Origin of the sequence: Burkholderia sp. IMCC1007 (genome assembly GCF_027257875.1) — a bacterium.
Classification (GTDB): Bacteria; Pseudomonadota; Gammaproteobacteria; order Burkholderiales; family Burkholderiaceae; genus Burkholderia.
Genome location: NZ_JAPVQY010000003.1, coordinates 232,943 through 254,946, shown reverse-complemented (window position 1 = coordinate 254,946; position 22,004 = coordinate 232,943). Strand labels below are relative to the sequence as shown.

The window sequence follows — 22,004 nt, the reverse complement described above, 5'->3', positions numbered from 1 at the left end:
GCGGATACCGCATCGTTGCCAACGGCGGCCGCACCGGCGTCGCGCGATGGCGCGACATGCAGTGCCGTCCGCCGATGCATGACAACGTCCGCTTCGGCGAATCCCGCGCGCATGCGTCCATTGAACCGCAACCGCACCGCGAGCGCCCTGATTTCGATCAACATCGATGCATTCACATCGATCGAAAGTCGCGGTGCGCCCGCGCGTCGTCGCGAGCCGGCGCCGGTATCGATACCGATACGGCACATCAGGCGTGCGCACCGAACACGAGTCGCGCACGCGCGGGCCTTCGGCTGGCGCGTCACGCCGGCAAACGAACGATCGATTCAAACGCCGCACGCTATCTCGGCACCGCGGCGATCTCGATCACGCGTTCGGGGCGGCGTCCGTGTCCGGGCCAGTACGCGCTGCCGTACATCCGGTGAACCGGGCCGAACAGTGCGTCGCCTTTCTGCGGCGGCGCATCGAAACCTTTCTCGATCACCGTGTAGCCGGCCCGCAGCGCGAACGCCGGATGATTGCCGCCGGGTCGGCTGTCGAAGCCCGCGAAGCCGTCGCCGGCTTCGGGCATCGCGTTGACGAGCGACGCGTTGCTGCGCGTGACCTGGTCGGGCGAGATCGCGCCGCCGGCTGCAAGACGCGACGCCTCGCGGTTCTTGCCGTCGGTGTCGACGGTGCTGTCGTGCGTGTCGTCGTTGTCGAGTTCGATACTGCGCGGACGCGCGGTGTGCGCTTGAGCTGACGATTCCATCGCGGCTCTCCTGGCGGCGAAGCGCTCCGGATCTTAGCAAGTCCCGTTCCGGGCACGACGGGGAAAAGGCGCGCGGGCGATCGCCGCGGTCGCGTGACGCGCACTGATTTGTCATGATTTATTTGAGCTAGAACACCCGTTTGCTACAGAGTATGATTCTTTTCCTGCGAAGCGGCGACAGGGAAAGCGACCTCGCCGCCTCTACCCGCACCGGGGGCCGCAGCACCCTTAAAGACGGGTAGTGAACAACAAAGCAAGGGACTAGAGGTGGCGGATTCATGCAAGCGACTACTGCGTTCACGCACCGCGGTTATCTGTTGAATTGCGCGCCCGCGCGCACCAGTGACGGGTCGTTCAAGCCCTATGTCGTGATCTCCCGATCGAGCGACGGGGAACTCGTGGCCAATCGTTTTTTCCCGATCGAACTCCAGTTCAACGACGAAGGCGACGCGATCGCGCACGCGCGCGACTGGGCCGTGCGTTGGATCGACGCGAGCAGCATCACGATCTGACGCCGTCGCGCACCGGCAGGATTGGCCATCCGGCCGACCCGCCGCGGGCCGCTGCCGGACGAAAAACGCGGTAATCTTGCGGAACCCGTCACTTTATTAGCGGCCGTGCCACTCCGCGCGGCTGCCTGCATTGGCATATGTCGACATCACCCGCCCGTCAGTGGGGCCTCGAAGAAATCGTCGCCGGTTTGCGCGAGTCGCGCGAGGAACTCCATCGCACGCGTCATCCGCGCGGCATTCGCGAACTGCCGTCGCGCGACGCGATCTGCAAGATCGTCACCGGCCTGCGCGCGTCAATGTTTCCGACACATTACGGTGCGCCCGATCTTACCGATGAGAGCGTCGACTATTACGTCGGCCATACACTGGAAAGCACGCTGCGCGTTTTGTCCGAGCAGATTCGCCGCGCGCTGCCGTTCCTGCCCGAGCATGCGGACACGCCGTTCGCGGAGCTCGACGAGCGCGCATTCGAGATCGCGCGGGAATTCGGGCGGGAGTTGCCGGCGATCCGCGCGCTGCTGGTCAGCGACATCCAGGCTGCGTATGCCGGCGATCCGGCCGCGCAGCACATCACCGAAATCCTGCTGTGCTACCCCGGCGTGCTGGCGATGATGCACCATCGGCTCGCGCATGCATTGCACCAACTCGGCGTGCCGCTGCTCGCCCGGTTCATCAATGAAATCGCGCACTCGGCTACCGGCATCGACATCCACCCGGGCGCGCAGATCGGCCCGAGCTTCTTCATCGACCATGGCACCGGTGTCGTGATCGGCGAAACCGCGATCATCGGCGAGCGCGTGCGCGTGTACCAGGCCGTCACGCTCGGCGCCAAGAGTTTCCCGGCCGACGGCGAAGGCACGCTGGTCAAGGGCAACGCGCGGCACCCGATCGTCGAGGACGACGTCGTGATCTACGCGGGCGCGACGATTCTCGGCCGCGTGACGATCGGGCGCGGCTCGGTGATCGGCGGCAACGTGTGGCTCACGCACAGCGTGCCGCCCGGCACGAGTGTCGCGCAGGGCAAGGTTCGGGAAGGCGGGAGCGCCGAGAAGCCGTAACGCGGTGCGCGAACGCACGCGCGTCGCTCTGCGCAACGCAATGGATGAGGCGGAGTGGTCGGCGGCCGGGCCGCTGTCGGGCGTGAGCGGGGCGAAGCCCGCTCGGCTCGGCGCATGGAGGCGGCGCGCAGCCCGTTCGACCCGGCGCATGAAGCCGGCGCGCGGCCCCGTTCGACCTAGCGGATGAAGGCGGCGCGCAGCCGCCGTTCATCGAAGCCTCAGTGCTTGCCGGCCGGCGAGCGGTGCTTGTACAGCACGTCCTGGTCGACGCGGATCAGGTTCTGCCCCGCATCGACGACGAAATCCACGCCGTTGTACGCGCTGCCCGTGAGCAGCAGGATCGCGCTCGCGACGTCGTCGGGGCCGGCGATGCGCGCAAGCGGCGTCGATGCGCGGCTCGCGTGTTCGAAGTCGGCCTGCGTCTGGTCATCGCTCGGCAGCATCAGCCCTGGGAACACCGCGTTCACGCGCAGCACCGGCGAGGCCGACAGCGCGAGCATCTGCGTGAGGTTGCCGAGCGCGGCCTTCGCGACCGTGTAGCTGAAGTGGTCGCGGTGGAAGTTTTCCTTGATCTTCTGGTCGACCACGTTGACGACGACGCCCTGCGTGCCGGCCGCGCGGGCGCGCTCGTGGAACGCGCGCGTGAGCAGGATCGGCGCGCGGCAATTGACGGCCCACGCCTGGTCGAACGCCGCGAGGTCGAAGCTCGGGAAGTGGTCCTGCCAGAACACCGACGCGTTGTTGACCAGCACGTCGAGGCGGCCGAAGCGCGCGTAGACCTGGTCGATCAGCGCGGTGATCTGCGCGGCATCCGACAGGTCGGCCTGCAGCGCGACCGAATCGTGCCCGCGCTCGGCGATCGTGCGGGCGGCTGCTTGCGCGGCATCGGCCGAGCGGTCGTAGTGCACCGCGGTGCGATAGCCGTGCGCGGCGAAATACTCGGCGAACGCGCGCCCCGCCCGGCGCGCGGCGCCGGTCACGAGCACGACGGGCGCGTTCGCCGCTTGCTTCGTAGACTGCATTACGTATTCGTCAGGTTGACTGAAGAAGGATTCGCGACGATCGACAGGAATTCGCGCCGCGTCGACGGATCGGTGCGGAACGTGCCGAGCATGCGCGACGTGACCATTTCGACGCCTGGCTTGTGGATGCCGCGCGTCGAGATGCACTGGTGCGCGGCTTCGAGAATCACGCCGACGCCCTTCGGCTGCAGCACGTCGAACAGCGTGTCGGCGATCTGCACGGTCATTTTTTCCTGGATCTGCAGACGCTTCGCGAACGCATCGACGAGGCGCGCGAGCTTCGAGATGCCGACGACGCGATGGTTCGGCAGATACGCGACGTGCGCACGGCCGATGATCGGCACCATGTGGTGTTCGCAGTAGCTTTCGAAGCGGATGTCCTTCAGCACGATCATCTCGTCGTAGCCGTCGACTTCGCTGAAGGTGCGCGCGAGGATGTCGCGCGGCTCGAGCGCGTAGCCGGCGAAGAACTCTTCGTACGCGCGCACGACGCGTGCGGGCGTGTCGAGCAGGCCTTCGCGCGCGGGATCGTCGCCGGCCCAGCGCAGCAGCACGCGAACGGCATCCTCGGCTTCTTCCCGGCTCGGCCGCGATGCGCCCGGCTCGGGCGGCGCGGTTTTCTTTCCGTTACCCATCTAGTGGCTCCATCGAATACAGCCGCCCGTGGCGGCGCGATCCGGCCATTGTTTCATGCTTTCGCGGGTCGTGCGTGCGGGCCGCCGCCGCTCGCCGCTTACCGGCCGTCCGGCTGCATTCACTTCGGCCATTCGTCCTGCTCGTCGTTGAACAGCGACGCGACGACGCCGCGCAGCCACGCGGTGCGCGGGTCGTTGTGGAACTTGCGATGCCAGTGCTGCTTCAGGTCGAAGCGCGGCAGCGGCAACGGCGGCTCGACCGGCACGATGAACGCATGCTCGGCCGCATACGCATAGCCGATCGCGTGCGGCACCGTCGCGATCAGGTCGGTGCGGCTCAGGATGAACGGCAGGCTCATGAAGTGCGGCGTCTCGAGCACCGCGCGGCGCTGCATGCGCTGCTTCGCGAGGTACTTCTCGAGCACCTCCTGGCTGCGCCCCTCGGCGCGCACCACCGCGTGGCCGCACGACAGGAACTGCTCGGCGGTGAACGGGCGCGCCTGTTCGAGCGGATGACCGCGTCGCATCAGGCAGACGAACCGGTGCGTGAACAGACGCTGCTGGAAGAAGTTGTTGCCGTCGAGATCGGGGAAGTAGCCGACGGCGAGATCGATCGAACCGGCTTCGAGCCCGCGGCCGACTTCGTCGTGCGCGAGCGAGACCGAGCGCAGGTTTGCATACGGCGCGCGCGTCGCGAACGCCTGCAGCAGTTTCGGCAGGAACACGATCTCGCCGACGTCCGACAGCGCGATCGAGAACGTGTGCGTGCTCGCCGCCGGGTCGAAGTCGTGCGGCGCGACCAGGCCGCGCTCGATCTGCGCGAGCGCGTCGCGCGCGGCGGGCAGCAGTGCGAGCGCGCGCGGCGTCGGCTCCATCCCGCGCGACGTGCGCACGAACAGCGGATCGCCGAAATACGCGCGCAGCCGGCCGAGCGCCGTGCTCACGCGCGGCTGGCTCACGCCGAGCAGGTCGCCGGCGCGGCTCACGTTGCGCGTGTCGTCGAGCGCGACGAGGTACGGAATCAGGTTCAGATCGAGCGGTTCCATCGCCAGGGCCAGTATCTTAAAAACGCATACAACATATCTCCTGAATCGCGTTGCCGCATAGTCGGGAAAGCGCTCAAATGTGTTCCATTACTCGAACCAATGTTCTGGAGACGAACAATGCGTACCCAAGTCGCGATCATCGGCGCCGGTCCGTCCGGCCTTCTGCTTTCCCACCTGCTGCGCCTGCAAGGCGTCGATTCCATCCTCGTCGAAGCGCGTTCGCGCGAATACTGCGAGAACCGCATCCGCGCCGGCGTGCTGGAGCAGGGCACGGTCGACACGCTGAACGAAGCCGGCCTCGGCGACCGGATGCGCCGCGAAGGGCTCGAGCATCACGGGATCGAGCTGCTGTTCTCCGGCCGGCGCCATCGCATCGACCTCAGCGGCCTGACCGGCGGCCGCGCGATTACCGTCTACAGCCAGCATGAAGTCGTGCGCGACCTGATCGCGGCCGGCGACGCGCATGGCCACCAGATGCACTTCGAAGTCAGCGACGTCGCGCTGCACGACGTCGAAAGCGAGCACCCGTTCGTCACGTTCAAGCACGCGGACGGCCGCGCCGACCGCATCGACTGCGACTACATCGCCGGCTGCGACGGCTTCCACGGCATCGCGCGGCAGACGATTCCGGCCGAGCGGCTGAATACGTTCGAGCGCGTCTACCCGTTCGCGTGGCTCGGCATCCTCGCCGACGCGGCACCGTCGCTCGACGAGCTCGTCTATGCGCATCACGCGAACGGCTTCGCGCTGTTTTCGATGCGCTCGCCGACGGTCACGCGCCTGTACCTGCAGTGCAAGCCCGACGAGAACCTCGCCGAATGGTCCGACGCGCGGATCTGGGACGAACTGCACACGCGCTTCTCGAACGACACCGGCTGGACGCCGACCGAGGGCCGGATCACGCAGAAGAGCGTGACGCCGATGCGCAGCTTCGTGTCGGAGACGATGCAGCACGGGCGGCTGTTCCTCGCCGGCGACGCCGCGCACATCGTGCCGCCGACCGGCGCGAAGGGGATGAACCTGGCGGTGGCCGACGTCCGCGCGCTGTCCCGCGCGCTGGGCGCGCGCTACCGGAACGGCGACGCGACGCCGCTCGAGCGCTATTCGGCGACCTGCCTCGAGCGCGTGTGGCGCGCCGAGCACTTCTCGTACTTCATGACGAACATGCTGCATGCGTCGCCGGACGACACGCCGTTCGTCAACCGGCTGAAGCTCGCGGAACTGAAATACGTGACCCGCTCGCGGGCCGCCGCGCAGTCGCTGGCCGAAAACTACGTCGGCCTGCCGTTCGACGATGCGGCGACCCCCGAGGGATCCCGCCTTGACAACGCGCTGTGCGCGACTCTATGATCGGCCCATCGTTCGCTAATCGAATCTCGGTTCGAATAGCGAACAAAAGCCGAGGGTCGACTAAGGCCTCCGGCGCGGCACGCGCGACGCGCGTGTCCCCTCGACAGGCCGCGCATCGTGCCGCGGGTTCGTATCAGGAAGAGACATGGTCAACAAGATTTTCGAATCGCTTCAATCGGCGGTCGCGGACGTCCACGACGGCGCGACCATCATGATCGGCGGCTTCGGCACGGCAGGCATGCCGTCCGAGCTGATCGACGCGCTGATCGAGCAGGGCGCGCGCGGCCTGACGATCGTCAACAACAACGCGGGTAACGGCGAGACGGGCCTCGCGGCGCTGCTCAAGGCGAAGCGGGTGCGCAAGATCATCTGCTCGTTCCCGCGCCAGAGCGACTCGCAGGTGTTCGACGCGCTGTACCGCGCCGGCGAAATCGAGCTGGAGCTCGTGCCGCAGGGCAACCTCGCGGAGCGCATCCGCGCGGCGGGCGCCGGCATCGGCGGCTTCTTCACGCCGACGGGCTTCGGCACGAAGCTCGCGGAAGGCAAGGAAACGCGCGTGATCGACGGCAAGTCGTACGTGTTCGAGACGCCGATCCACGCCGATTTCGCGCTGGTGAAGGCGTACAAGGGCGATCGCTGGGGCAACCTCGTGTATCGCAAGACGGCGCGCAATTTCGGGCCGATCATGGCCAGCGCCGCAAAGGTCGCGATCGTGCAGGTGTCGGAAGTCGTGCCGCTTGGCGGGCTGAACCCGGAACACATCGTGACGCCGGGCATTTTCGTGCAGCGCGTCGTCGAAGTGCCGCAGGCCGCGCATGCGGCCGAGCTGGCCGCCGAACGTGCCGCATCCCAAGCCGCCTGAGGAGACCAAGATGAAACGACTGACCCGCGATGAAATGGCCAAGCGCGTCGCGCTGGACATCCCCGAAGGCGCGTATGTGAACCTCGGCATCGGCGTGCCGACGCTGGTGGCGAACCACCTCGACCCGAGCAAGGAAATCTTCCTGCACAGCGAGAACGGCCTGCTCGGCATGGGCCCGGCGCCCGCGCCCGGCGAGGAAGACGACGAACTGATCAACGCCGGCAAGCAGCACGTGACGCTGCTCACCGGCGGCGCGTATTTCCATCACTCCGATTCGTTCGCGATGATGCGCGGCGGCCATCTCGACTACTGCGTGCTCGGCGCGTTCCAGGTGTCGGCGAACGGCGACCTCGCGAACTGGCACACCGGTGCGCCGGATGCGATTCCGGCCGTCGGCGGCGCGATGGACCTCGCGATCGGCGCGAAGCAGGTGTTCGTGATGATGGAGCACCTGACGAAGCAGGGCGAGAGCAAGATCGTCGCGGCGTGCTCATATCCGGTGACCGGCGTGCAGTGCGTGAGCCGCATCTATACGGATCTCGCCGTGCTCGACGTGACGGCCGACGGCCTCGCGGTGAGCGAGATCTTCACCGACCTGTCGTTCGACGAACTGCAGAAGCTGACCGGCGTGCCGCTGATCGACGCGACGCGCAAGGCCGCGGCCTGACCCGCGAGCGTGCCGGCCCGCTCGCTCGAGCGCACGCCGGCACGCTTGGGTAGACAATAGGCGCACGCCGTTTCCCCTACTCTGATGCCATGCTCGAAGACAGCGCCCGCCTGACCTCCCTCATCTGCGGCACCGAGCCGCTCAACCGGATCTGGTCGCCCCGCGCGACGATCCAGCGGATGCTCGACGTCGAAGCCGCGCTCGCGCGTGCACTCGCCGCGCAGCAGGTGATTCCCGCCGCCGCGGTCGCGCCGATCGAACGCGCATGCAATGCCGATCGGCTCGACGCCGATGCGCTTGCCCACGGCGCCGCGCTCGGCGGCAATCTCGCGATTCCGCTCGTCAAGCAGCTCACCGCGCAAGTGAAGGCCGACGACGCCGAGGCCGCGAAGTTCGTGCACTGGGGCGCGACCAGCCAGGACATCATCGACACCGCCACCGTGCTGCAACTGCGCGACACGCTCGACGTGCTCGAGCCGCTGCTCGACGGAGCGTGCGCGTCGCTCGCGACGCTTGCGCGCACGCATCGCGCGACGCCGATGATCGGCCGCACGTGGCTGCAGCAGGCGCTGCCGATCACGCTCGGCCTCAAATTCGCTCAATGGCTCGATGCGCTGCTGCGCCATCGCGCGCGCTTCGCCGCATTGCGCGAGCGCGTACTGGTGCTGCAGTTCGGGGGCGCCGCCGGCACGCTCGCGAGCCTGCGCGAACACGCGTCCGGCGTGAGCGCCGCGCTCGCGGCCGACCTGAAGCTCGCCGTGCCGGCCGTGCCGTGGCATACGCAGCGCGACCGCATCGCGGAAGCCGCGTCGTGCTTCGGCATGCTGACCGGTACGCTCGGCAAGATCGCGCGCGACGTGTCGCTGCAGATGCAGACCGAAGTCGGCGAACTCGGCGAACCGGCGGCCGCCGGCAAGGGCGGCTCGTCGACGATGCCGCACAAGCGCAACCCGGTCGGCTGCGCGGCCGTGCTGACGGCCGCGGTGCGCGCGCCGAACCTCGTCGCGACCGTGTTCGCGGGGATGGTGCAGGAGCACGAGCGCGCGCTTGGCGGCTGGCAGGCCGAATGGGACGCGCTGCCCGATCTGGCACGCCTGACCGGCGGCGCGCTCGCGCAAATCGCGCAGATCGTCGCGGGCCTCGACGTGAACACCGAACGCCTCGCCGCGAACCTCGATCTGACGCACGGGCTGATTCTCGGCGAAGCGGTAATGCTCGCGCTCGGCGACCGGATCGGCCGGCTCGATGCGCATCACGTCGTCGAGCACGCGTCGAAGGAAGCGGTGCGCACCGGCGCGACGCTGTTCGACGTGCTCGCCGCCGATGCGACCGTGTCTGCCCACCTGTCGCGCGACGCGCTCGCGCGGCTGCTCGATCCCGCACATTACGTCGGCGAGGCGCAGGCCTACGTCGACGCCGTGCTCGCGCTGCACGCGCGCGCGCAATAACCAGGAGAACATTGATGCCCTTCGCCACTGTCAACGGCGTGAAACTGCATTACCGGATCGACCGTGCCGCGCGCGACGACGCGCCGTGGCTCGTCTTCTCGAACTCGCTCGGCGCCGACCTGCAGATGTGGGCGCCGCAGATTCGTCCGCTCACGCAGCATTTCAACATCCTGCGCTACGACACGCGCGGCCATGGCCATTCCGAAGCGCCGGCCGGCTCGTACACGGTCGACCAGCTCGCGGGCGACGTGATCGGCCTGCTCGACCACGTCGGCATCGACCGCGCGCATTTCTGCGGGATTTCGATGGGCGGGCTGACGGGCGCCGCGCTCGCCGCGCGCTTCCCGTCGCGCATCGTGCGCGCCGTGCTGGCGAACACGTCGGCCAAGATCGGCTCGCCGGAAGTGTGGGCGCCGCGTGCGCAGAAGGCGCGCGCCGAAGGGATGGCCGCGCTGGCCGACGCCGTGCTGCCGCGCTGGTTTACCGACGCGTTCGTCGGGCGCGAGCCGCGACTGTTCGACGCGATCCGCGACACCTTCGTGCATACCGACAAGGACGGCTACGCGGCGAACTGCGACGCGCTGAACGCCGCCGACCTGCGCGAGGAAGTGAAGGGCATCGCGCTGCCGGTGCTCGTCGTGACCGGCGACAAGGACATGTCGACGCCGCCCGACCAGGGCCGTGCGCTGGCTGCCGCCATTCCCGGCGCGCGTCACGTCGAATTCGACGCCGCGCACATTTCGAACATCGAATGCACCGACGGTTTCAACCGCGCGCTGCTCGAATTCCTGACCGCATGAGGCACCGACGATGGATGAACAGGAACGTTACGAAGCAGGGATGAAGGTGCGCCGCGCGGTGCTCGGCGACGCGCACGTCGATCGTTCGATCGAGAACCGCACCGAGGTGACCGAGGAATTCCAGAACCTGATCAGCCGCTATGCGTGGGGCGAGATCTGGACCCGCGAAGGCCTGCCGCGTCATACGCGCAGCCTGTTGACCATCGCGATGATGGTCGCGCTGAACCGCGGCGAGGAGCTCGCGCTGCACCTGCGGGCCGCGCGCAACAACGGCGTGACGCGCGACGAGATCAAGGAAGTGCTGCTGCAGACCGCGATCTATTGCGGCGTGCCGGCCGCGAACTCCGCGTTCCATCTCGCGGACAAGATCTTCAAGGAACAGGATGGGGCCGCCTAGGTGGGGCCGCTTAATGCGGCTGAGCAACAGGCTGCATGACATGGCCGGCTCGCGCCGGACGTGACCCGATCGCGACGCCTGCCGCAGCCGGCAGGTGTCTCGACGAAGCATGACGCGCCGGCGGCGAATCGGCGCGCGCACAAGGAAACACGCGGCCAGGTGGCCGCGTTGTTCGTATCGGCGTTAAATGGGACCGCGGCAGCGCACAAGCGCCAGCTTCGGTCGACAAGGAGACTCGCGATGAATCGCGCACCTGTGGTCGATGTCCAGACCTTCATCAACGAGCAGCCGTTCGGCGGCTTTCAGTGGCTCGTGTTTCTGATGTGTTTCGTGATCGTGCTGCTCGACGGCTTCGATACGGCCGCGATCGGCTTTATCGCGCCGTCGCTGCTCGGCGAATGGAACCTCACCAAACCCGATCTTGCCCCCGTGCTGAGCGCCGCGCTGTTCGGCCTCGCGTGCGGCGCGCTGGTGTCGGGCCCGCTGTCCGACCGGCTCGGGCGCCGCTCGCTGCTGGTCGGCTCGGTGCTGCTGTTCGGCGCCGCGTGTTTTGCGTCCGCGTTTTCGACGACCATCGGACACCTGACGATTCTGCGTTTCGTTACCGGCGTCGGCCTCGGCGCCGCGATGCCGAACGCGGTCACGATGATGGGCGAGTTCTGCCCCGACAAGCGCCGCGCGACCGTGATCAACCTGATGTTCTGCGGCTTCCCGCTCGGTGCGGCGTTCGGCGGCTTTCTCGCCGCGTGGATGATCCCCCATTTCGGCTGGCGCAGCGTGCTGATGCTCGGCGGCGTGACGCCGCTGCTGCTCGGCGTGTTGCTGCTGCTGAAGATGCCCGAATCGGTGCGTTTCATGGTCGCGCACGGGAAGAGCGTGGACCGGATCCGCGCGACGCTCGCACGCATCTCGCGCGATGCGCTGAACGCCGGCTCGTTCGCGATGACCGAAGCGGCGCCGCAGACCGGCAGCCAGGGCCTCGGCGTCGTGCTGTCGCGCTCGTACATCGTCGGCTCGGTGATGCTCTGGATCGCTTACTTCATGGGCCTCGTGATCTTCTACGCGTCGATCAACTGGATGCCGATCCTGCTGAAGGATGCGGGCCTCACGCCGAAGAGCGCGACGCTGATTTCGGCACTGTTCCCGCTCGGCGGCGTCGGCGCCGTGCTGTGCGGCGTGCTGATGGACCGCTTCAACGCGAACCGCGTGATCGCCGTGTGCTACGCGCTGACCGCGATCAGCGTGTATGCGATCGGGCAGGCGGCGGGGAACGTCGGGTTGCTCGTGCTCGTCGTGTTCGTGGCCGGCGTGCTGATGAACACCGCGCAATCGTCGATGCCGGCGCTCGCCGCTGCGTTCTATCCGACCGAAGGGCGCGGCACGGGCGTCGCGTGGATGCTCGGTGTCGGCCGCTTCGGCGGGATCGCCGGCTCGTTCCTCGTGGCGGAGCTGACGCGCCGGCACTTCTCGTTCGCGGGTGTGTTCGCGACGATCGCGGTCGCAGGCCTGCTCGCGTGCGCCGCGTTGCTGATCAAGCAGCGAGCACGCCCGCACGGCGTCGCGCAGCCGGCCGGCAAGATCGAATCGCTCGGGCATTGAGCGGGAGCGGGGCCGGGGCGATGCGCCGGCCCTGCGTGTGCGGAGGTCGCTGCGGTGGGATGCAAGATGGCCGACACGCAACGACAGGACGGGTCGCTTCGGCGGCCCGTCGTCGTTTCGGCACATCGCGCCGTTACTCCTCGGCGTCGTGCTCCTTGACGAAGTTGCGCAGATACGCGCGCAGCGCGGCCTCCTGGCTGCGGTGATCGGCATGATTCGCGGCGCCCATCTCTTCCTCGTCGCCGAACAGCGTGGGCGGCGCGCAGTACGTACCCACTTCGATGTTTTCGCGCAGCACGCGGATGTCGTGCGTGAGCGGGTGATACTCGGCCGTCCAGTGCATGCCCTCGATGTGTTCGCCGGTTTTCAGCATTGGCTTCATCGACACTCTCCATGCAGCGACGGTGCGACCGCCGAAGCGGTTGCACGCGCCCGTACCAAAAGGGTACGCCTGCATGGGGCGAAGCTCAACGGGCGCGCGGTGAGTGCTTACTGCGGCAGCAGGTGCGCGACGAGCGGGTACAGCGACAGAACCAGCAGCACGGCCATCGTCACGTTGAAGATGCGCAGCGCGCGGCTGTTCGACAGGAAGCGGCGCAGGCCGAGGCCGAACGCGGCCCACAGGCTGATGCACGGGAAGCCGATCAGGATGAAGACGACGGCCATCCATGCGGCATTCATGCCGTAGTCGGCGGACAGGCGGATCGTCGTCGCGGCGGTCAGCACCATCATCCATGCCTTCGGATTGACCCACTGGAACGCGGCGGCTTCGAGGAACGTCATCGGCCGCGGCTTGGCGCCTTGCGCCTTCACTTCGCCCGACGTGCCGATGCGCCACGCGAGGTACAGCAGGTACGCGACGCTCGCGACTTCGAGGATCGTGTACAGGATCGGCACGCGGCGGAACACTTCGCCGAGCCCGAAGCCGACGCACAGCATCAGGATCGCGACGCCGATGCTGATGCCGAACAGGTGCGGCATCGTGCGGCGGAAGCCGAAATTGACGCCGGATGCGAGCAGCATCGTGTTGTTCGGGCCGGGCGTGATCGTCGTGACGAGCGCGAACAGCATGCCGGCGGGCAGCGCGCTCAGGGTGAGGAATTCCATCGCGGATTCTCCATTCGTGTTCGGGACTGGGATGGAGTCAGTGTAGCGACGGTTTTATGTACAGTACCGGTACAGTTTGTTTGACGATTGCCGGTACGGGGATTGGGGAATGGTGGGGCGGGTGGTTGGTGTTCCTGTCTATCAGTACATAGTTCAGCCCCGATCAATTCCGGACAATGACTCAGCGTTTACCCCTACAATACATTTTATTTAATTCTAGATAATCTTTCTAGAAAGAGGTGTCCCATGGGACGGACGGATCGCTAACGAGCGGTCAGGTTCCCGATCACAACGCTACGGAATGCTAATTTGTCTGCTCACGAGTGATGGGCTGTTCTGGCGAATACTCACATTCGAAAATGTCGCCAATGTCGAAACTTCGATAGGAGACGCCGCATGCATTTTTCAACAGCAACGCAGTTCAACAAGGGGCTCAAGCATATGAAATTTCAACTCAAACCCATCAACGCCGCACTGCCTCTCGCCTGCATCGCCATGGCCTGCGGTCAAGCTGCTCTCGCAGACGTGATCGTAAAGATCGGCAGCGCCGAACCGCTGACCGGCAACATTGCCCACATGGGTCAGGATGCGGCCGATGGCGCCAAGCTCGCGGTCCAGCAAATCAACAAGGCCGGCAATCTGGTGATCGGTGGCCAGAAGGTCGTCCTGGAAATCGAATCGCTGGATGACCAAGCCGATCCCAGGATCGGTACGAACGTCGCGCAGAAGCTGGCCGACGACGGCGTCGTGGCCGTGATCGGCCACCTGAACTCCGGCGTGTCCATTCCCGCGTCCAAAATCTACCGCGACAACGGTGTCACCCAGATCACCCCGGGCTCTACGAACCCGCAGTACACGCTGCAAGGCTACAAGACCGCCTTCCGCGTGATCGGTACCGACGCGCAGCAAGGCCCCGCGCTGGCCAAGTACGCTCAAAGCCAGAAGGTCAAGACGGTCGCCATCGTCGACGACGCCACGGCCTACGGGCAAGGCCTTGCGGACCAGTTCGAGAAGACCGCCAAGGCCGCAGGCATCCAGGTGCTGTCGCGTGACGCTACCAACGACAAGGCCACTGACTTCAAGGCCATCCTGACCAAGATCAAGGCCGAACGCCCCGACGCCATCATGTATGGCGGCGAGGACGCCACCGGCGGCCCGTTCGCCAAGCAGGCCATGCAGTTGGCAGTCTCCGCCAAGATCCTGGCGGGCGATGGTGTCTGCACGACCGACCTGGCCAGGCTCGCCGGCAGCGCCGCGGACAACCTGGTGTGCTCGGTCGCGGGTGGCGATCTGGCCGCAATGGCCGGCAGCGCCGCGTTCGCCAAGGAACTGAAGGCAGCGTACGGTCACGATCCGGTGGTCTACTCGCCGGTCGCATACAGCGCCGTCTACGTGATCGTTGATGCCATGAAACGCTCAAACTCGATCACGCGCGCCGGTATCCTGTCCGCCATGCCCTCGACGAATCTCAACACACTGATCGGCAATATCCGGTTCGACGAGCACGGCGACCTGAAGGACAGCTCCATCTCACTTTACAAGTATGTCAAAGGCAAGCGGACGCTGATCGGGGTCGAGAAAATGTAATGGAAGCAGGCCGACGCGGGAGCCGCGAAGCCCCCGCGCCCGCACGCGAGCGAGTGGATCTTTGCTGAAATCCTTGAATGGCCGCCGGCCCCGGCGGCGTTTTTGTCGTGCGCTCGGTATGAGGGCATGGCAAGCGGTGAATCGCGACCGTGATTGACAGAGAAAGATGCTCAAACGGGCCAGAAGGAGACGAGGCGCCGATCAGCGCCCAGCCGTTTCGCGGCGATTTGCACGGCCAAGCTCCGCTATGAGCCGAATTCGTGCCTTTGATGCGTTAAGACCGTCATAGCCTGCCGTGGTCAGGCCGAGATTGTGAGCGCGATCGTAAGCATATTTGGTTACGGCTGAATTGACCCGGAAACCATGGGCGCAGCGTGTTGATAGTACGACAGGGATATGCGCAGCGGCTTCGCTCAGCAATCGCTCGGACTGCGCCGAGAAGCCCCCTGCACCCTTGCCGGCCACGACGATACCGTCGAGTCCGGCGATATCCGGAAAGCCAACGAGTGACCCGAAGGTTTCCATGACGATCGCAACGCGGGCGCCGAGTTCGGATACGCCGAGTTCTGCGTAACTCTCGTCAACGATGCACGACCCCGTGAGCGCGACGATGTCGGCCTCGATGGAGCCGCGAATCGCTGTTTCCGGTCCGAAGGGCTGAATGGCCTGCGGCCATACCTTGACGATCGAGACCGGATCGAAAATCCGTCCGGCGAAGGCCACGAGGACGCTCGCGCCCTTCGGCATGACCCGTGCCAGGTTTGCAGAGTCCGCCAGATTGCGCGGACCATCTGCGTTGGCATTACCGCCGGGGATCGCCGCACCGGTCAAGACGACAGGCCGGTCGCGATCAAAAAGCAGAGCGGCAGCATAGGCGACATCTTCCATTGCGTCAGTGCCGCAGCACATGACGAAAGCCTCGCTCTCGCGATCCTGCCGCATGACATCACGAGCGTGGCAAAGTGAGGCGAAAGTCAGATCGCAGCTATCGACAGGATCGATGTCACGTCCGATCCAGTCTGCTTGACCGCTCAATACGATCAGATCGCGTGCCAATAGACGCTTGATCGTCCCATCAATCTGATAGCTTTCCGTGATGGTGCCGCCGCAATTGAGGAGTCCGATTTTCATTGAATTTGACCTTTAGACAGGAGTGTCGAGAATGTCCGAGTACATATCCGCGATGGCTCCGGCGTTCTTGATACCCGTGCCTGTCAGGAGGACAACCGTTTCCTCTCGCGCCCGAATCGCCCCAAGTTGCCCGAGCCGATCAAATCCTGCAACCGCAGTTGCCGAAGTCAGCTCCGGCAGCAGGCCTAGTCGCGCAATCCGCCGGAGCGCTTCGGCGATTGCTTCTTCTTCCACAGCCACGGTCGTGCCACCCGTATCTCTGACAGCGTTGACTACCTGCGCCAGCCGTAGAGGATGGGCGATGGCCGTCCCCTCGGAGACCGTCTTTCGCACCTCGCGCGGAACGGGAGTCGTGACGCCCGCCTGGAAGCTGGCATCGATAGGAGAGCAGTTCAATGGCTGGCAAACGAAGAGCTTGGGCATTTTGTGAATCTGGCCCGCGCGCATCAGTTCCGAGAACGCCAGATAACAGCCGAGTACATTGCTGCCCGCGCCTGCAGGCATGACGATATTGTCCGGCGCCTCGAAGTTGAGATCCTCCCAGATCTCGTAGCCGACCGACTTGGTCCCTTCGAGGAAAAATGGCTGCCAATTGTGGCTGGCGTAGAAAATGCTCGCGGACTGCCGGACGGCCTCATCCTCACACGCCTGTCGAGGCCCGTCGACCAGTTGTACCTCCGCCCCATAGGCTCGCATCTGGGCGATCTTCGCGGGCGACGCGTATGCGGGCGCCAGAATCTTCACGCGCATGGCGCCTGCAGCACCATAAGCCGCCACCGACGCTCCGCCATTGCCAGAACTGTCCTCCAGAACCGACGTGATACCTTGTTGCCGTAACATCGAGAGCATCACCGTGGTGCCGCGATCCTTGAAGCTGCTTGTCGGGCTAAACCACTCCAGCTTGAAATGCGGCCGGTGGTCGCCCCACGTCTTCTGGATCAGAGGGGTGCACCCTTCCCCCATGGAGATGGGAGCGACGATCTCGACTGGAAGCGATGCGCGATAGCGCCATTGAGAGCGAAGGTGTCGGTCAATGTCATCCCGGGAAATTCCAGCCAGCGGCGAGATCAGGAGCGGTCTGCGGTCGTCCGAACACCACCGAGGCGTGTCTAGGGGATAAGTGGTGCCGCTGAGCGGCTCAACATAGTGCGGTTTCACGTTTTCCGACTCCTCGTTGGCACATACCGGATCGCTGCAAGAGCAAGACGATGATGGCTGTGACGTTGGCGGTGTTACGGTAAGGCAATTGATTGACGAAAATCTGTCCCTTGGCGAGCCAAACGCAAGGAGTCCTTGGCTTCGGCGAATCATCGGCAGAAGCCGCGATGGGCCGCGTGCGGTGGTCGCACCGGGCCGTGCGATGAAGGCGAGCATGCACGGTGCGAGCCATCATCGCGGATCGTCCGGATTCCGGGTCCAGGCCGGGAGCGGTCACCACGGCCACGCCACGGTGACGCCGACGCCGAGTTTAGTGGCGCGGCGGTGGATCAATCGAGCAACGGTCAAATCCTGCAAGGCTAGGCCAGTCATGTCGAACACGCTGATACCGAAGATACCGCCTTTGCTCAGTTGCTCGCGCACGACCGGAAATACGCGGCCCGCGCGCTGTCCGTGCAGTTCGAAAGCCTCGCGCACCACCGCGATCACGTCGTCCGGGACGAGCAATTGATCGACGACATGCTTGTTGACGAGAAGTAGCGTGGCGTCATTTGACATCGCTGTACACCGTTGCGCGAGAGACGCCCAGATAGACGGCAATGGTGTCCATCGCCCGACGGACCTCGAGCAGGCCGGCCGCCTTGAGCTCCTTCAGGAGCGAGCGGCGGTCCTCCGGCTTGAGCGAGCGCGGTGTCGACGCCATGCGTGCGGCGAACGCGTCGATACGGGTGCGAATGAGATCGGCGCTAGCGGGGTCCAGCGATTCCCTGGCAGGCGTGGTGCCCTCGACCGCCATGAAGCTGCTCAGCATGTTCTGAAACCCTCGGAACAGCGTGAGGTCGACGTTCATGCACAACGCGGCAATGTAGTCGCCTTTGGAGTCCTTGATGCCGATGGAAGTGCTCTTCACCTGGCGGCCATCCGCGAACTGATTCGGATAGTTGGCGATGATCGGCTCGTAGGCAGCGTCCATGATCCGCGCAAGCCCCAGTTCAGTCGCGGGTTGCCCGACTTCTCGACCTGACAGATTGTTGTGGATCGCGAGCACCGCGTGCTCCGGGTCGAGGAGGTCATGGACCACGACCTCGGTAAATGGGGCGAAGGTCTGGGCCAGCCCTTCCGCGACCTGTTTGATCTGCCCAAGCAGTAGCTGCTGTTCGGGAGTCTTCTTCGGCATGTTGGGTCCAGTGATTTTCTTTGGCATGCTGGGCAGTTTGGCCATAACTAGACGTTTTGTCAAACTCATAACAATCCGTCTAGATGAAAATCCCGATCATTCCACCTGCATTTGCCCGGCGGCGTGGCGATGCTCGCGACGCTCGTCACCGGTATCGCGCTCGCGGTGTTTGCGGTCGCGGGTGGGCGACTGTGCGATCGCTTTGGCCGACGCACGGTGCTGATATGACCACGCGTGGCGTTGCTCTTGCTGATCTTTCCCGCGCTGAGCCTGATCGTCTCGCATCCGACGCCGCTAGTATTCCTGAGCACCATTTCGGTTCTCTCCGCACTCCATGGAATGAGCGGTGCGGCGCTGATCGTAGAGAGCTTTCCTTCGCAGGTTCGCTCGACGGGTTTCTCGATCGTGTATGCAGTCGCAGTGTCGCTTTTCGGCGGTACCGCGCAACTGATCATCACTTGGCTAATCGGCACGACTGGCAATCCGCTGTCCCCTGTCGCGTATCTGCTTGCGGCGAACGCTATCTGCATCGGCGCTGGCTTCATGGCTGCCGAAACGAAACCGGCTCGCGCTGCCCAGTAATACGAGTTGCCTGCACACGCCGCATCCAGCCCGACTGCTTCACTTCTTCCTTGGAACATGCTTGTTTCAGCTAGTGTGATCAGCCTCGATACCGTGACGACGGAAGGTCGCTCGCGTGATATCCGGTTCCGTATCAATTGATCGATAAAGATCATATCTTGACCAAAAAATTATGCAAAGAGAGACTGCCGACCAGTCAAGAGCGTTACCAAACCGTTATGCCGTCGGCACTTTGCGGCAGCGCGATGGTGATGAAAAAAATAGGTCAATCCTGATACGGAGACACTTCTCAGCGCTGTTTCGCACATTCGATGAAACGCGCTGGTCGATCACACCATGTTCGATTTCCAACTCGTTCTCAAGTACTTGCCAATGCTGGTTGAAGCAGCCGGCGTTACGGTACAACTGACGCTGCTCGCGACTGTGTTTGGTCTCGCGATAGGCCTTGGTGCCGCGCTCGGAAAACTGTCGCGACATCGCATACTGCGCGATGCAATGAGCGCGTATATCTGGCTGATTCGCTCGACGCCCCTGCTCGTGCAACTCTTCATCATCTATTTCGGTTTGCCGCAGTTTGGGATCGAACTGTCGCCGTTTGCGTCCGGCGTGATCGGACTCGCACTCAACGTGGGTGCGTACAACGCGGAAACGATTCGTGCAGGCATCCTCTCGATCCCGCACGGGCAAATAGAGGCGTCCCGCTCACTCGGCTTCGGAGCGGCACGGACGATGCGTCTTGTCGTTCTGCCGCAGGCGCTGAAGCTGATCGTGCCGCCGCTCGGCAACAACCTGATCATCCTGACCAAGGACACGTCACTCGTGTCGACGATCACGCTTGCGGAGCTGTTCATGCGCACGCAGCAGCTCGTCGGTGCGACCTTCAAGCCATTCGAACTCTACTTTGCCTGCGCCATGATCTATGCATTGTTGACGACCGGCACGAGCCTGCTGCTGCGCCAGATGGAACGACGCCTGATCCTGAAGGGAGGTCGCGCATGACACGGTCGGAACCACAGATCGCGCTGCGCGACATTCACAAGACTTACGGGGCGCTCGACGTTCTAAAGGGCATTTCGCTCGACGTTCACAAGGGCGAGGTCGTCGTGCTGATTGGCCCGAGCGGCTCGGGCAAGAGCACGCTGCTTCGCTGCGTGAATCATCTTGAAACGCCGACGGCGGGTGAGGTGCGAGTGCTGGGCAGCCTCGTCAACGATCCGCGTCGTAGCCATCGCGCTCAAGAGCGCTACCTGAATGCGATGCGCATGAAAGTCGGCATGGTGTTTCAGCACTTCAACCTGTTTCCGCACCTGACGGTGCTCGAAAACCTGACGCTGGCACCGATGCAGCTGCTTGGGCTGGGCGCGTCACAGGCGCGTGACGAAGCGCGCGCGTTGCTGGACAACGTCGGCGTGCTCGACAAGCAGCACGTGTATCCGGGGAATCTGTCCGGTGGCCAGAAACAGCGTGTCGCGATCGCGCGGGCGCTCGCGCTGAAGCCGGACGCGATGCTGTTTGACGAACCGACGTCCGCGCTCGATCCGGAGATGGTCGGCGGCGTGCTGGCCGTGATGGAGCGCCTGGCAAAGGCGGGCATGACGATGATGATTGTCACGCATGAGATGCGCTTCGCCGAGCGTGTAGCCGACCGTGTCGTATTCATGGCGGACGGCCGAGTGGTGGAGGCGGGCCGTCCGTCTGAAATCTTCCATCAACCGTCGCATGAGCGCACGCAGGCGTTCCTCGCCGACATCCGCTGAGTGCGAGATAGCAATCACGCGTAAACCAAGCAAAGGACTTCAATGAGCGACTATCTCTTCTACCAGGCCGCCGTGCAACTGCCGACAATCGCGCGTGCGGAGGGCATCTATGCGTGGGATACCGGTGGCAAGCGCTATATCGACGCGTGCTCTGGTGCGATCGTCGCGCAGCTCGGACACGGACATCCGGCGATCCGTGACGCGATGCTCGCGCAACTCGACAAGGTCGCGTTCGCGTATCGCACCCAATTCGAAAACCAGCCGGCACTCGATCTGGCAGACAGGCTGATCGGCCTCGTCGGTGGGCGCTTCGATCGCGTGTTCTTCTCGAGTGGCGGCTCCGAGTCGGTCGAGTCGGCACTTAAGCTCGCACGACAGCACTGGGTGTGTATGGGCGAGCCGCAGCGTAACGTATTCATCGCTCGAAAGCCGTCCTATCACGGCTCAACGATGGGTGCGCTCGCGATGACCAGCTATACACCGCTGACGAAGCCATTTGAGCCCATGTTCCAGCTCTATCCGAAGATCGCGTCGCCGACGCAGTATCGGGTCCCCGACGGCAAGAGCGCCGAGCAGCATGCGCTCGACTGTGCAGACGAACTCGATGCAGCAATTCGGGAAGTCGGCGCGCACAACGTCGCGGCGTTTATCGCGGAGCCGATCGGGGGGGCGAGTACCGGCGCCGAGGTGCCGCACGACGTGTATTTCACGCGCATCCGAGAGATCTGCTCGCAGCACGGAATCCTGCTGATTCTCGACGAAGTGATGACGGGTGTCGGTCGCACGGGGCGGTGGTTCGGCTTCCAGCACTGGAACGTCGAGGCCGACATCCTGTGTCTCGCGAAAGGACTCGGTGCCGGCTACTATCCGACTTCCGCGATCGTCACGCGTGCGGAGCTGACCGATCCGATTCTCGCGGCGGGCGGCTTCCAGCACGGCTACACCTACGCGGGCAATCCGCTCGCGAGCGCGACGGCGCTCGCGGTGATAGACGTGATCGAGCGTGACGGGCTTGTCGAGAACGCTGCATCAACCGGTGAATATCTGCGGAGCCAACTCGCACAGCTCGCGGATAGATACGACTTCATCGGCGACGTGCGCGGCCGTGGCTTCCTGCTCGCGATCGAGTATGTGGCTGACCGCGCCGCAAAAACGCCGTTCGAGCCTTCGCTGAAGTTCGGCGAGCAGGTGACGCGAGTCGCACGCGAACACGGCGTGATTATCTATCCGCGCAAGTCGCTGATGGGCGAGACGGGTGACCATACGTTGATTGCGCCGCCGCTCATCACGACGCGTGCGCAATGCGACGAAATCGTCGCGGGGCTCGACGAAGCGTTCCGAGCAGTGGCGCGTTGAGG

At 64.8% G+C, this 22,004-nt stretch carries 21 protein-coding genes and 3 pseudogenes; 14 read left to right on the top strand and 10 right to left on the bottom strand.

Annotated features, from left to right (window positions below):
* Nucleotides 1-340: 340 nt before the first annotated feature.
* A complete protein-coding gene (locus tag O1Q03_RS05290; RefSeq protein ID WP_269501993.1) occupies nucleotides 341-751 on the bottom strand; it encodes a DUF3005 domain-containing protein in 411 nt (136 codons plus the stop codon).
* Nucleotides 752-1,029: 278 nt separating this feature from the next.
* Between O1Q03_RS05290 and O1Q03_RS05285 the strand changes: the two genes are divergently transcribed.
* Together O1Q03_RS05285 and epsC are read left to right on the top strand one after the other, a co-directional pair.
* Nucleotides 1,030-1,263 (top strand): hypothetical protein, encoded by a 234-nt coding sequence (locus O1Q03_RS05285; protein WP_269501992.1) that lies wholly within the window; start codon nucleotides 1,030-1,032, stop codon nucleotides 1,261-1,263.
* Between the two features lie 137 nt (nucleotides 1,264-1,400).
* Complete coding sequence (gene epsC, locus O1Q03_RS05280; protein ID WP_269501991.1) at nucleotides 1,401-2,321, top strand: serine O-acetyltransferase EpsC; 921 nt, start codon at nucleotides 1,401-1,403, stop codon at nucleotides 2,319-2,321.
* 293 nt (nucleotides 2,322-2,614) lie between these two features.
* On the opposite strand, the pseudogene O1Q03_RS05275 reads toward epsC, so the two are convergent.
* The 3 genes and pseudogenes from O1Q03_RS05275 to O1Q03_RS05265 form a co-directional block, all read right to left on the bottom strand.
* Nucleotides 2,615-3,433 (bottom strand): annotated as a pseudogene (locus O1Q03_RS05275) (SDR family oxidoreductase); the annotation flags it as partial.
* Complete coding sequence (gene folE / locus O1Q03_RS05270) at nucleotides 3,343-3,978, bottom strand: GTP cyclohydrolase I FolE (RefSeq protein WP_269501990.1); 636 nt, start codon at nucleotides 3,976-3,978, stop codon at nucleotides 3,343-3,345. The pseudogene O1Q03_RS05275 and the gene folE, both read right to left, overlap by 91 nt.
* Nucleotides 3,979-4,097: 119 nt before the next feature.
* Nucleotides 4,098-5,024 carry a LysR family transcriptional regulator gene (locus O1Q03_RS05265; RefSeq protein WP_269501988.1) on the bottom strand — a complete coding sequence of 309 codons (927 nt, stop codon included), beginning with the start codon at nucleotides 5,022-5,024 and terminating at the stop codon, nucleotides 4,098-4,100.
* A 117-nt stretch (nucleotides 5,025-5,141) separates the two neighbouring features.
* On the opposite strand from O1Q03_RS05265, the gene pobA reads away from it, so the two are divergent.
* From pobA to O1Q03_RS05230, 7 genes are all read left to right on the top strand, one after another.
* Entirely contained in the window at nucleotides 5,142-6,374 is a 1,233-nt protein-coding gene (gene pobA, locus O1Q03_RS05260) for a 4-hydroxybenzoate 3-monooxygenase (protein WP_269501986.1), read from the top strand.
* Between the two features lie 145 nt (nucleotides 6,375-6,519).
* On the top strand, nucleotides 6,520-7,236 hold the full coding sequence (locus tag O1Q03_RS05255; RefSeq protein WP_006756646.1) for a 3-oxoacid CoA-transferase subunit A: 717 nt from the start codon (nucleotides 6,520-6,522) through the stop codon (nucleotides 7,234-7,236).
* 10 nt (nucleotides 7,237-7,246) lie between these two features.
* Nucleotides 7,247-7,903 carry a 3-oxoacid CoA-transferase subunit B gene (locus tag O1Q03_RS05250; RefSeq protein ID WP_269501982.1) on the top strand — a complete coding sequence of 219 codons (657 nt, stop codon included), beginning with the start codon at nucleotides 7,247-7,249 and terminating at the stop codon, nucleotides 7,901-7,903.
* A gap of 89 nt (nucleotides 7,904-7,992) precedes the next feature.
* Nucleotides 7,993-9,351, top strand: coding sequence for a 3-carboxy-cis,cis-muconate cycloisomerase (locus O1Q03_RS05245; RefSeq protein ID WP_269501980.1), 1,359 nt, complete (start codon nucleotides 7,993-7,995; stop codon nucleotides 9,349-9,351).
* A gap of 14 nt (nucleotides 9,352-9,365) precedes the next feature.
* Complete coding sequence (gene pcaD, locus O1Q03_RS05240; RefSeq protein WP_269501979.1) at nucleotides 9,366-10,151, top strand: 3-oxoadipate enol-lactonase; 786 nt, start codon at nucleotides 9,366-9,368, stop codon at nucleotides 10,149-10,151.
* Between the two features lie 10 nt (nucleotides 10,152-10,161).
* Nucleotides 10,162-10,548: a 4-carboxymuconolactone decarboxylase gene (gene pcaC, locus O1Q03_RS05235; protein WP_269501978.1), complete on the top strand. Its 387-nt coding sequence runs from the start codon at nucleotides 10,162-10,164 to the stop codon at nucleotides 10,546-10,548.
* A gap of 240 nt (nucleotides 10,549-10,788) precedes the next feature.
* Entirely contained in the window at nucleotides 10,789-12,147 is a 1,359-nt protein-coding gene (locus O1Q03_RS05230) for an MFS transporter (protein ID WP_269501977.1), read from the top strand.
* A 133-nt stretch (nucleotides 12,148-12,280) separates the two neighbouring features.
* Here O1Q03_RS05230 and O1Q03_RS05225 read toward each other — a convergent pair whose 3' ends face one another.
* Together O1Q03_RS05225 and O1Q03_RS05220 are read right to left on the bottom strand one after the other, a co-directional pair.
* A complete protein-coding gene (locus tag O1Q03_RS05225) occupies nucleotides 12,281-12,529 on the bottom strand; it encodes a hypothetical protein (protein ID WP_269501976.1) in 249 nt (82 codons plus the stop codon).
* A gap of 107 nt (nucleotides 12,530-12,636) precedes the next feature.
* Entirely contained in the window at nucleotides 12,637-13,254 is a 618-nt protein-coding gene (locus O1Q03_RS05220) for a LysE family translocator (protein ID WP_269501975.1), read from the bottom strand.
* A 441-nt stretch (nucleotides 13,255-13,695) separates the two neighbouring features.
* Between O1Q03_RS05220 and O1Q03_RS05215 the strand changes: the two genes are divergently transcribed.
* On the top strand, nucleotides 13,696-14,841 hold the full coding sequence (locus O1Q03_RS05215) for a branched-chain amino acid ABC transporter substrate-binding protein (protein ID WP_269502070.1): 1,146 nt from the start codon (nucleotides 13,696-13,698) through the stop codon (nucleotides 14,839-14,841).
* A gap of 201 nt (nucleotides 14,842-15,042) precedes the next feature.
* On the opposite strand, the gene O1Q03_RS05210 is transcribed toward O1Q03_RS05215, so the two are convergent.
* The 4 genes and pseudogenes from O1Q03_RS05210 to O1Q03_RS05195 form a co-directional block, all read right to left on the bottom strand.
* Nucleotides 15,043-15,972, bottom strand: a complete 930-nt coding sequence (locus O1Q03_RS05210; RefSeq protein ID WP_269501974.1) for an asparaginase domain-containing protein — start codon at nucleotides 15,970-15,972, stop codon at nucleotides 15,043-15,045.
* A 12-nt stretch (nucleotides 15,973-15,984) separates the two neighbouring features.
* Complete coding sequence (locus O1Q03_RS05205) at nucleotides 15,985-17,130, bottom strand: threonine synthase (RefSeq protein ID WP_269501972.1); 1,146 nt, start codon at nucleotides 17,128-17,130, stop codon at nucleotides 15,985-15,987.
* Nucleotides 17,131-17,499: 369 nt separating this feature from the next.
* A pseudogene (locus O1Q03_RS05200) lies at nucleotides 17,500-17,688 on the bottom strand (ornithine cyclodeaminase family protein); the annotation flags it as partial.
* Nucleotides 17,678-18,307, bottom strand: a complete 630-nt coding sequence (locus tag O1Q03_RS05195) for a helix-turn-helix transcriptional regulator (RefSeq protein ID WP_269501970.1) — start codon at nucleotides 18,305-18,307, stop codon at nucleotides 17,678-17,680. The pseudogene O1Q03_RS05200 and the gene O1Q03_RS05195, both read right to left, overlap by 11 nt.
* A gap of 105 nt (nucleotides 18,308-18,412) precedes the next feature.
* On the opposite strand from O1Q03_RS05195, the pseudogene O1Q03_RS05190 reads away from it, so the two are divergent.
* The 4 genes and pseudogenes from O1Q03_RS05190 to O1Q03_RS05175 all read left to right on the top strand — a co-directional run.
* Nucleotides 18,413-18,889, top strand: a pseudogene (locus O1Q03_RS05190) (MFS transporter); the annotation flags it as partial.
* 336 nt (nucleotides 18,890-19,225) lie between these two features.
* The gene (locus O1Q03_RS05185; RefSeq protein WP_269501968.1) at nucleotides 19,226-19,888 is read left to right on the top strand and encodes an amino acid ABC transporter permease; all 663 of its coding nucleotides are present in this window, start codon (nucleotides 19,226-19,228) and stop codon (nucleotides 19,886-19,888) included.
* The gene (locus tag O1Q03_RS05180) at nucleotides 19,885-20,646 is read left to right on the top strand and encodes an amino acid ABC transporter ATP-binding protein (RefSeq protein ID WP_269501967.1); all 762 of its coding nucleotides are present in this window, start codon (nucleotides 19,885-19,887) and stop codon (nucleotides 20,644-20,646) included. Before O1Q03_RS05185 ends, O1Q03_RS05180 begins: the two co-directional genes overlap by 4 nt.
* 42 nt (nucleotides 20,647-20,688) lie before the next feature.
* Nucleotides 20,689-22,002 carry an aminotransferase family protein gene (locus O1Q03_RS05175; protein ID WP_269501966.1) on the top strand — a complete coding sequence of 438 codons (1,314 nt, stop codon included), beginning with the start codon at nucleotides 20,689-20,691 and terminating at the stop codon, nucleotides 22,000-22,002.
* Nucleotides 22,003-22,004 lie beyond the last annotated feature (2 nt).

Coding starts and splice junctions, on each gene's coding strand:
- O1Q03_RS05290 (WP_269501993.1), bottom strand. CDS start 751: ATGGAATCGTCAGCTCAAGCGCACACCGCGCGTCCGCGCAGTATCGAA.
- O1Q03_RS05285 (WP_269501992.1), top strand. CDS start 1,030: ATGCAAGCGACTACTGCGTTCACGCACCGCGGTTATCTGTTGAATTGC.
- epsC (WP_269501991.1), top strand. CDS start 1,401: ATGTCGACATCACCCGCCCGTCAGTGGGGCCTCGAAGAAATCGTCGCC.
- folE (WP_269501990.1), bottom strand. CDS start 3,978: ATGGGTAACGGAAAGAAAACCGCGCCGCCCGAGCCGGGCGCATCGCGG.
- O1Q03_RS05265 (WP_269501988.1), bottom strand. CDS start 5,024: ATGGAACCGCTCGATCTGAACCTGATTCCGTACCTCGTCGCGCTCGAC.
- pobA (WP_269501986.1), top strand. CDS start 5,142: ATGCGTACCCAAGTCGCGATCATCGGCGCCGGTCCGTCCGGCCTTCTG.
- O1Q03_RS05255 (WP_006756646.1), top strand. CDS start 6,520: ATGGTCAACAAGATTTTCGAATCGCTTCAATCGGCGGTCGCGGACGTC.
- O1Q03_RS05250 (WP_269501982.1), top strand. CDS start 7,247: ATGAAACGACTGACCCGCGATGAAATGGCCAAGCGCGTCGCGCTGGAC.
- O1Q03_RS05245 (WP_269501980.1), top strand. CDS start 7,993: ATGCTCGAAGACAGCGCCCGCCTGACCTCCCTCATCTGCGGCACCGAG.
- pcaD (WP_269501979.1), top strand. CDS start 9,366: ATGCCCTTCGCCACTGTCAACGGCGTGAAACTGCATTACCGGATCGAC.
- pcaC (WP_269501978.1), top strand. CDS start 10,162: ATGGATGAACAGGAACGTTACGAAGCAGGGATGAAGGTGCGCCGCGCG.
- O1Q03_RS05230 (WP_269501977.1), top strand. CDS start 10,789: ATGAATCGCGCACCTGTGGTCGATGTCCAGACCTTCATCAACGAGCAG.
- O1Q03_RS05225 (WP_269501976.1), bottom strand. CDS start 12,529: ATGAAGCCAATGCTGAAAACCGGCGAACACATCGAGGGCATGCACTGG.
- O1Q03_RS05220 (WP_269501975.1), bottom strand. CDS start 13,254: ATGGAATTCCTCACCCTGAGCGCGCTGCCCGCCGGCATGCTGTTCGCG.
- O1Q03_RS05215 (WP_269502070.1), top strand. CDS start 13,696: ATGAAATTTCAACTCAAACCCATCAACGCCGCACTGCCTCTCGCCTGC.
- O1Q03_RS05210 (WP_269501974.1), bottom strand. CDS start 15,972: ATGAAAATCGGACTCCTCAATTGCGGCGGCACCATCACGGAAAGCTAT.
- O1Q03_RS05195 (WP_269501970.1), bottom strand. CDS start 18,307: ATGCCGAAGAAGACTCCCGAACAGCAGCTACTGCTTGGGCAGATCAAA.
- O1Q03_RS05185 (WP_269501968.1), top strand. CDS start 19,226: ATGTTCGATTTCCAACTCGTTCTCAAGTACTTGCCAATGCTGGTTGAA.
- O1Q03_RS05180 (WP_269501967.1), top strand. CDS start 19,885: ATGACACGGTCGGAACCACAGATCGCGCTGCGCGACATTCACAAGACT.
- O1Q03_RS05175 (WP_269501966.1), top strand. CDS start 20,689: ATGAGCGACTATCTCTTCTACCAGGCCGCCGTGCAACTGCCGACAATC.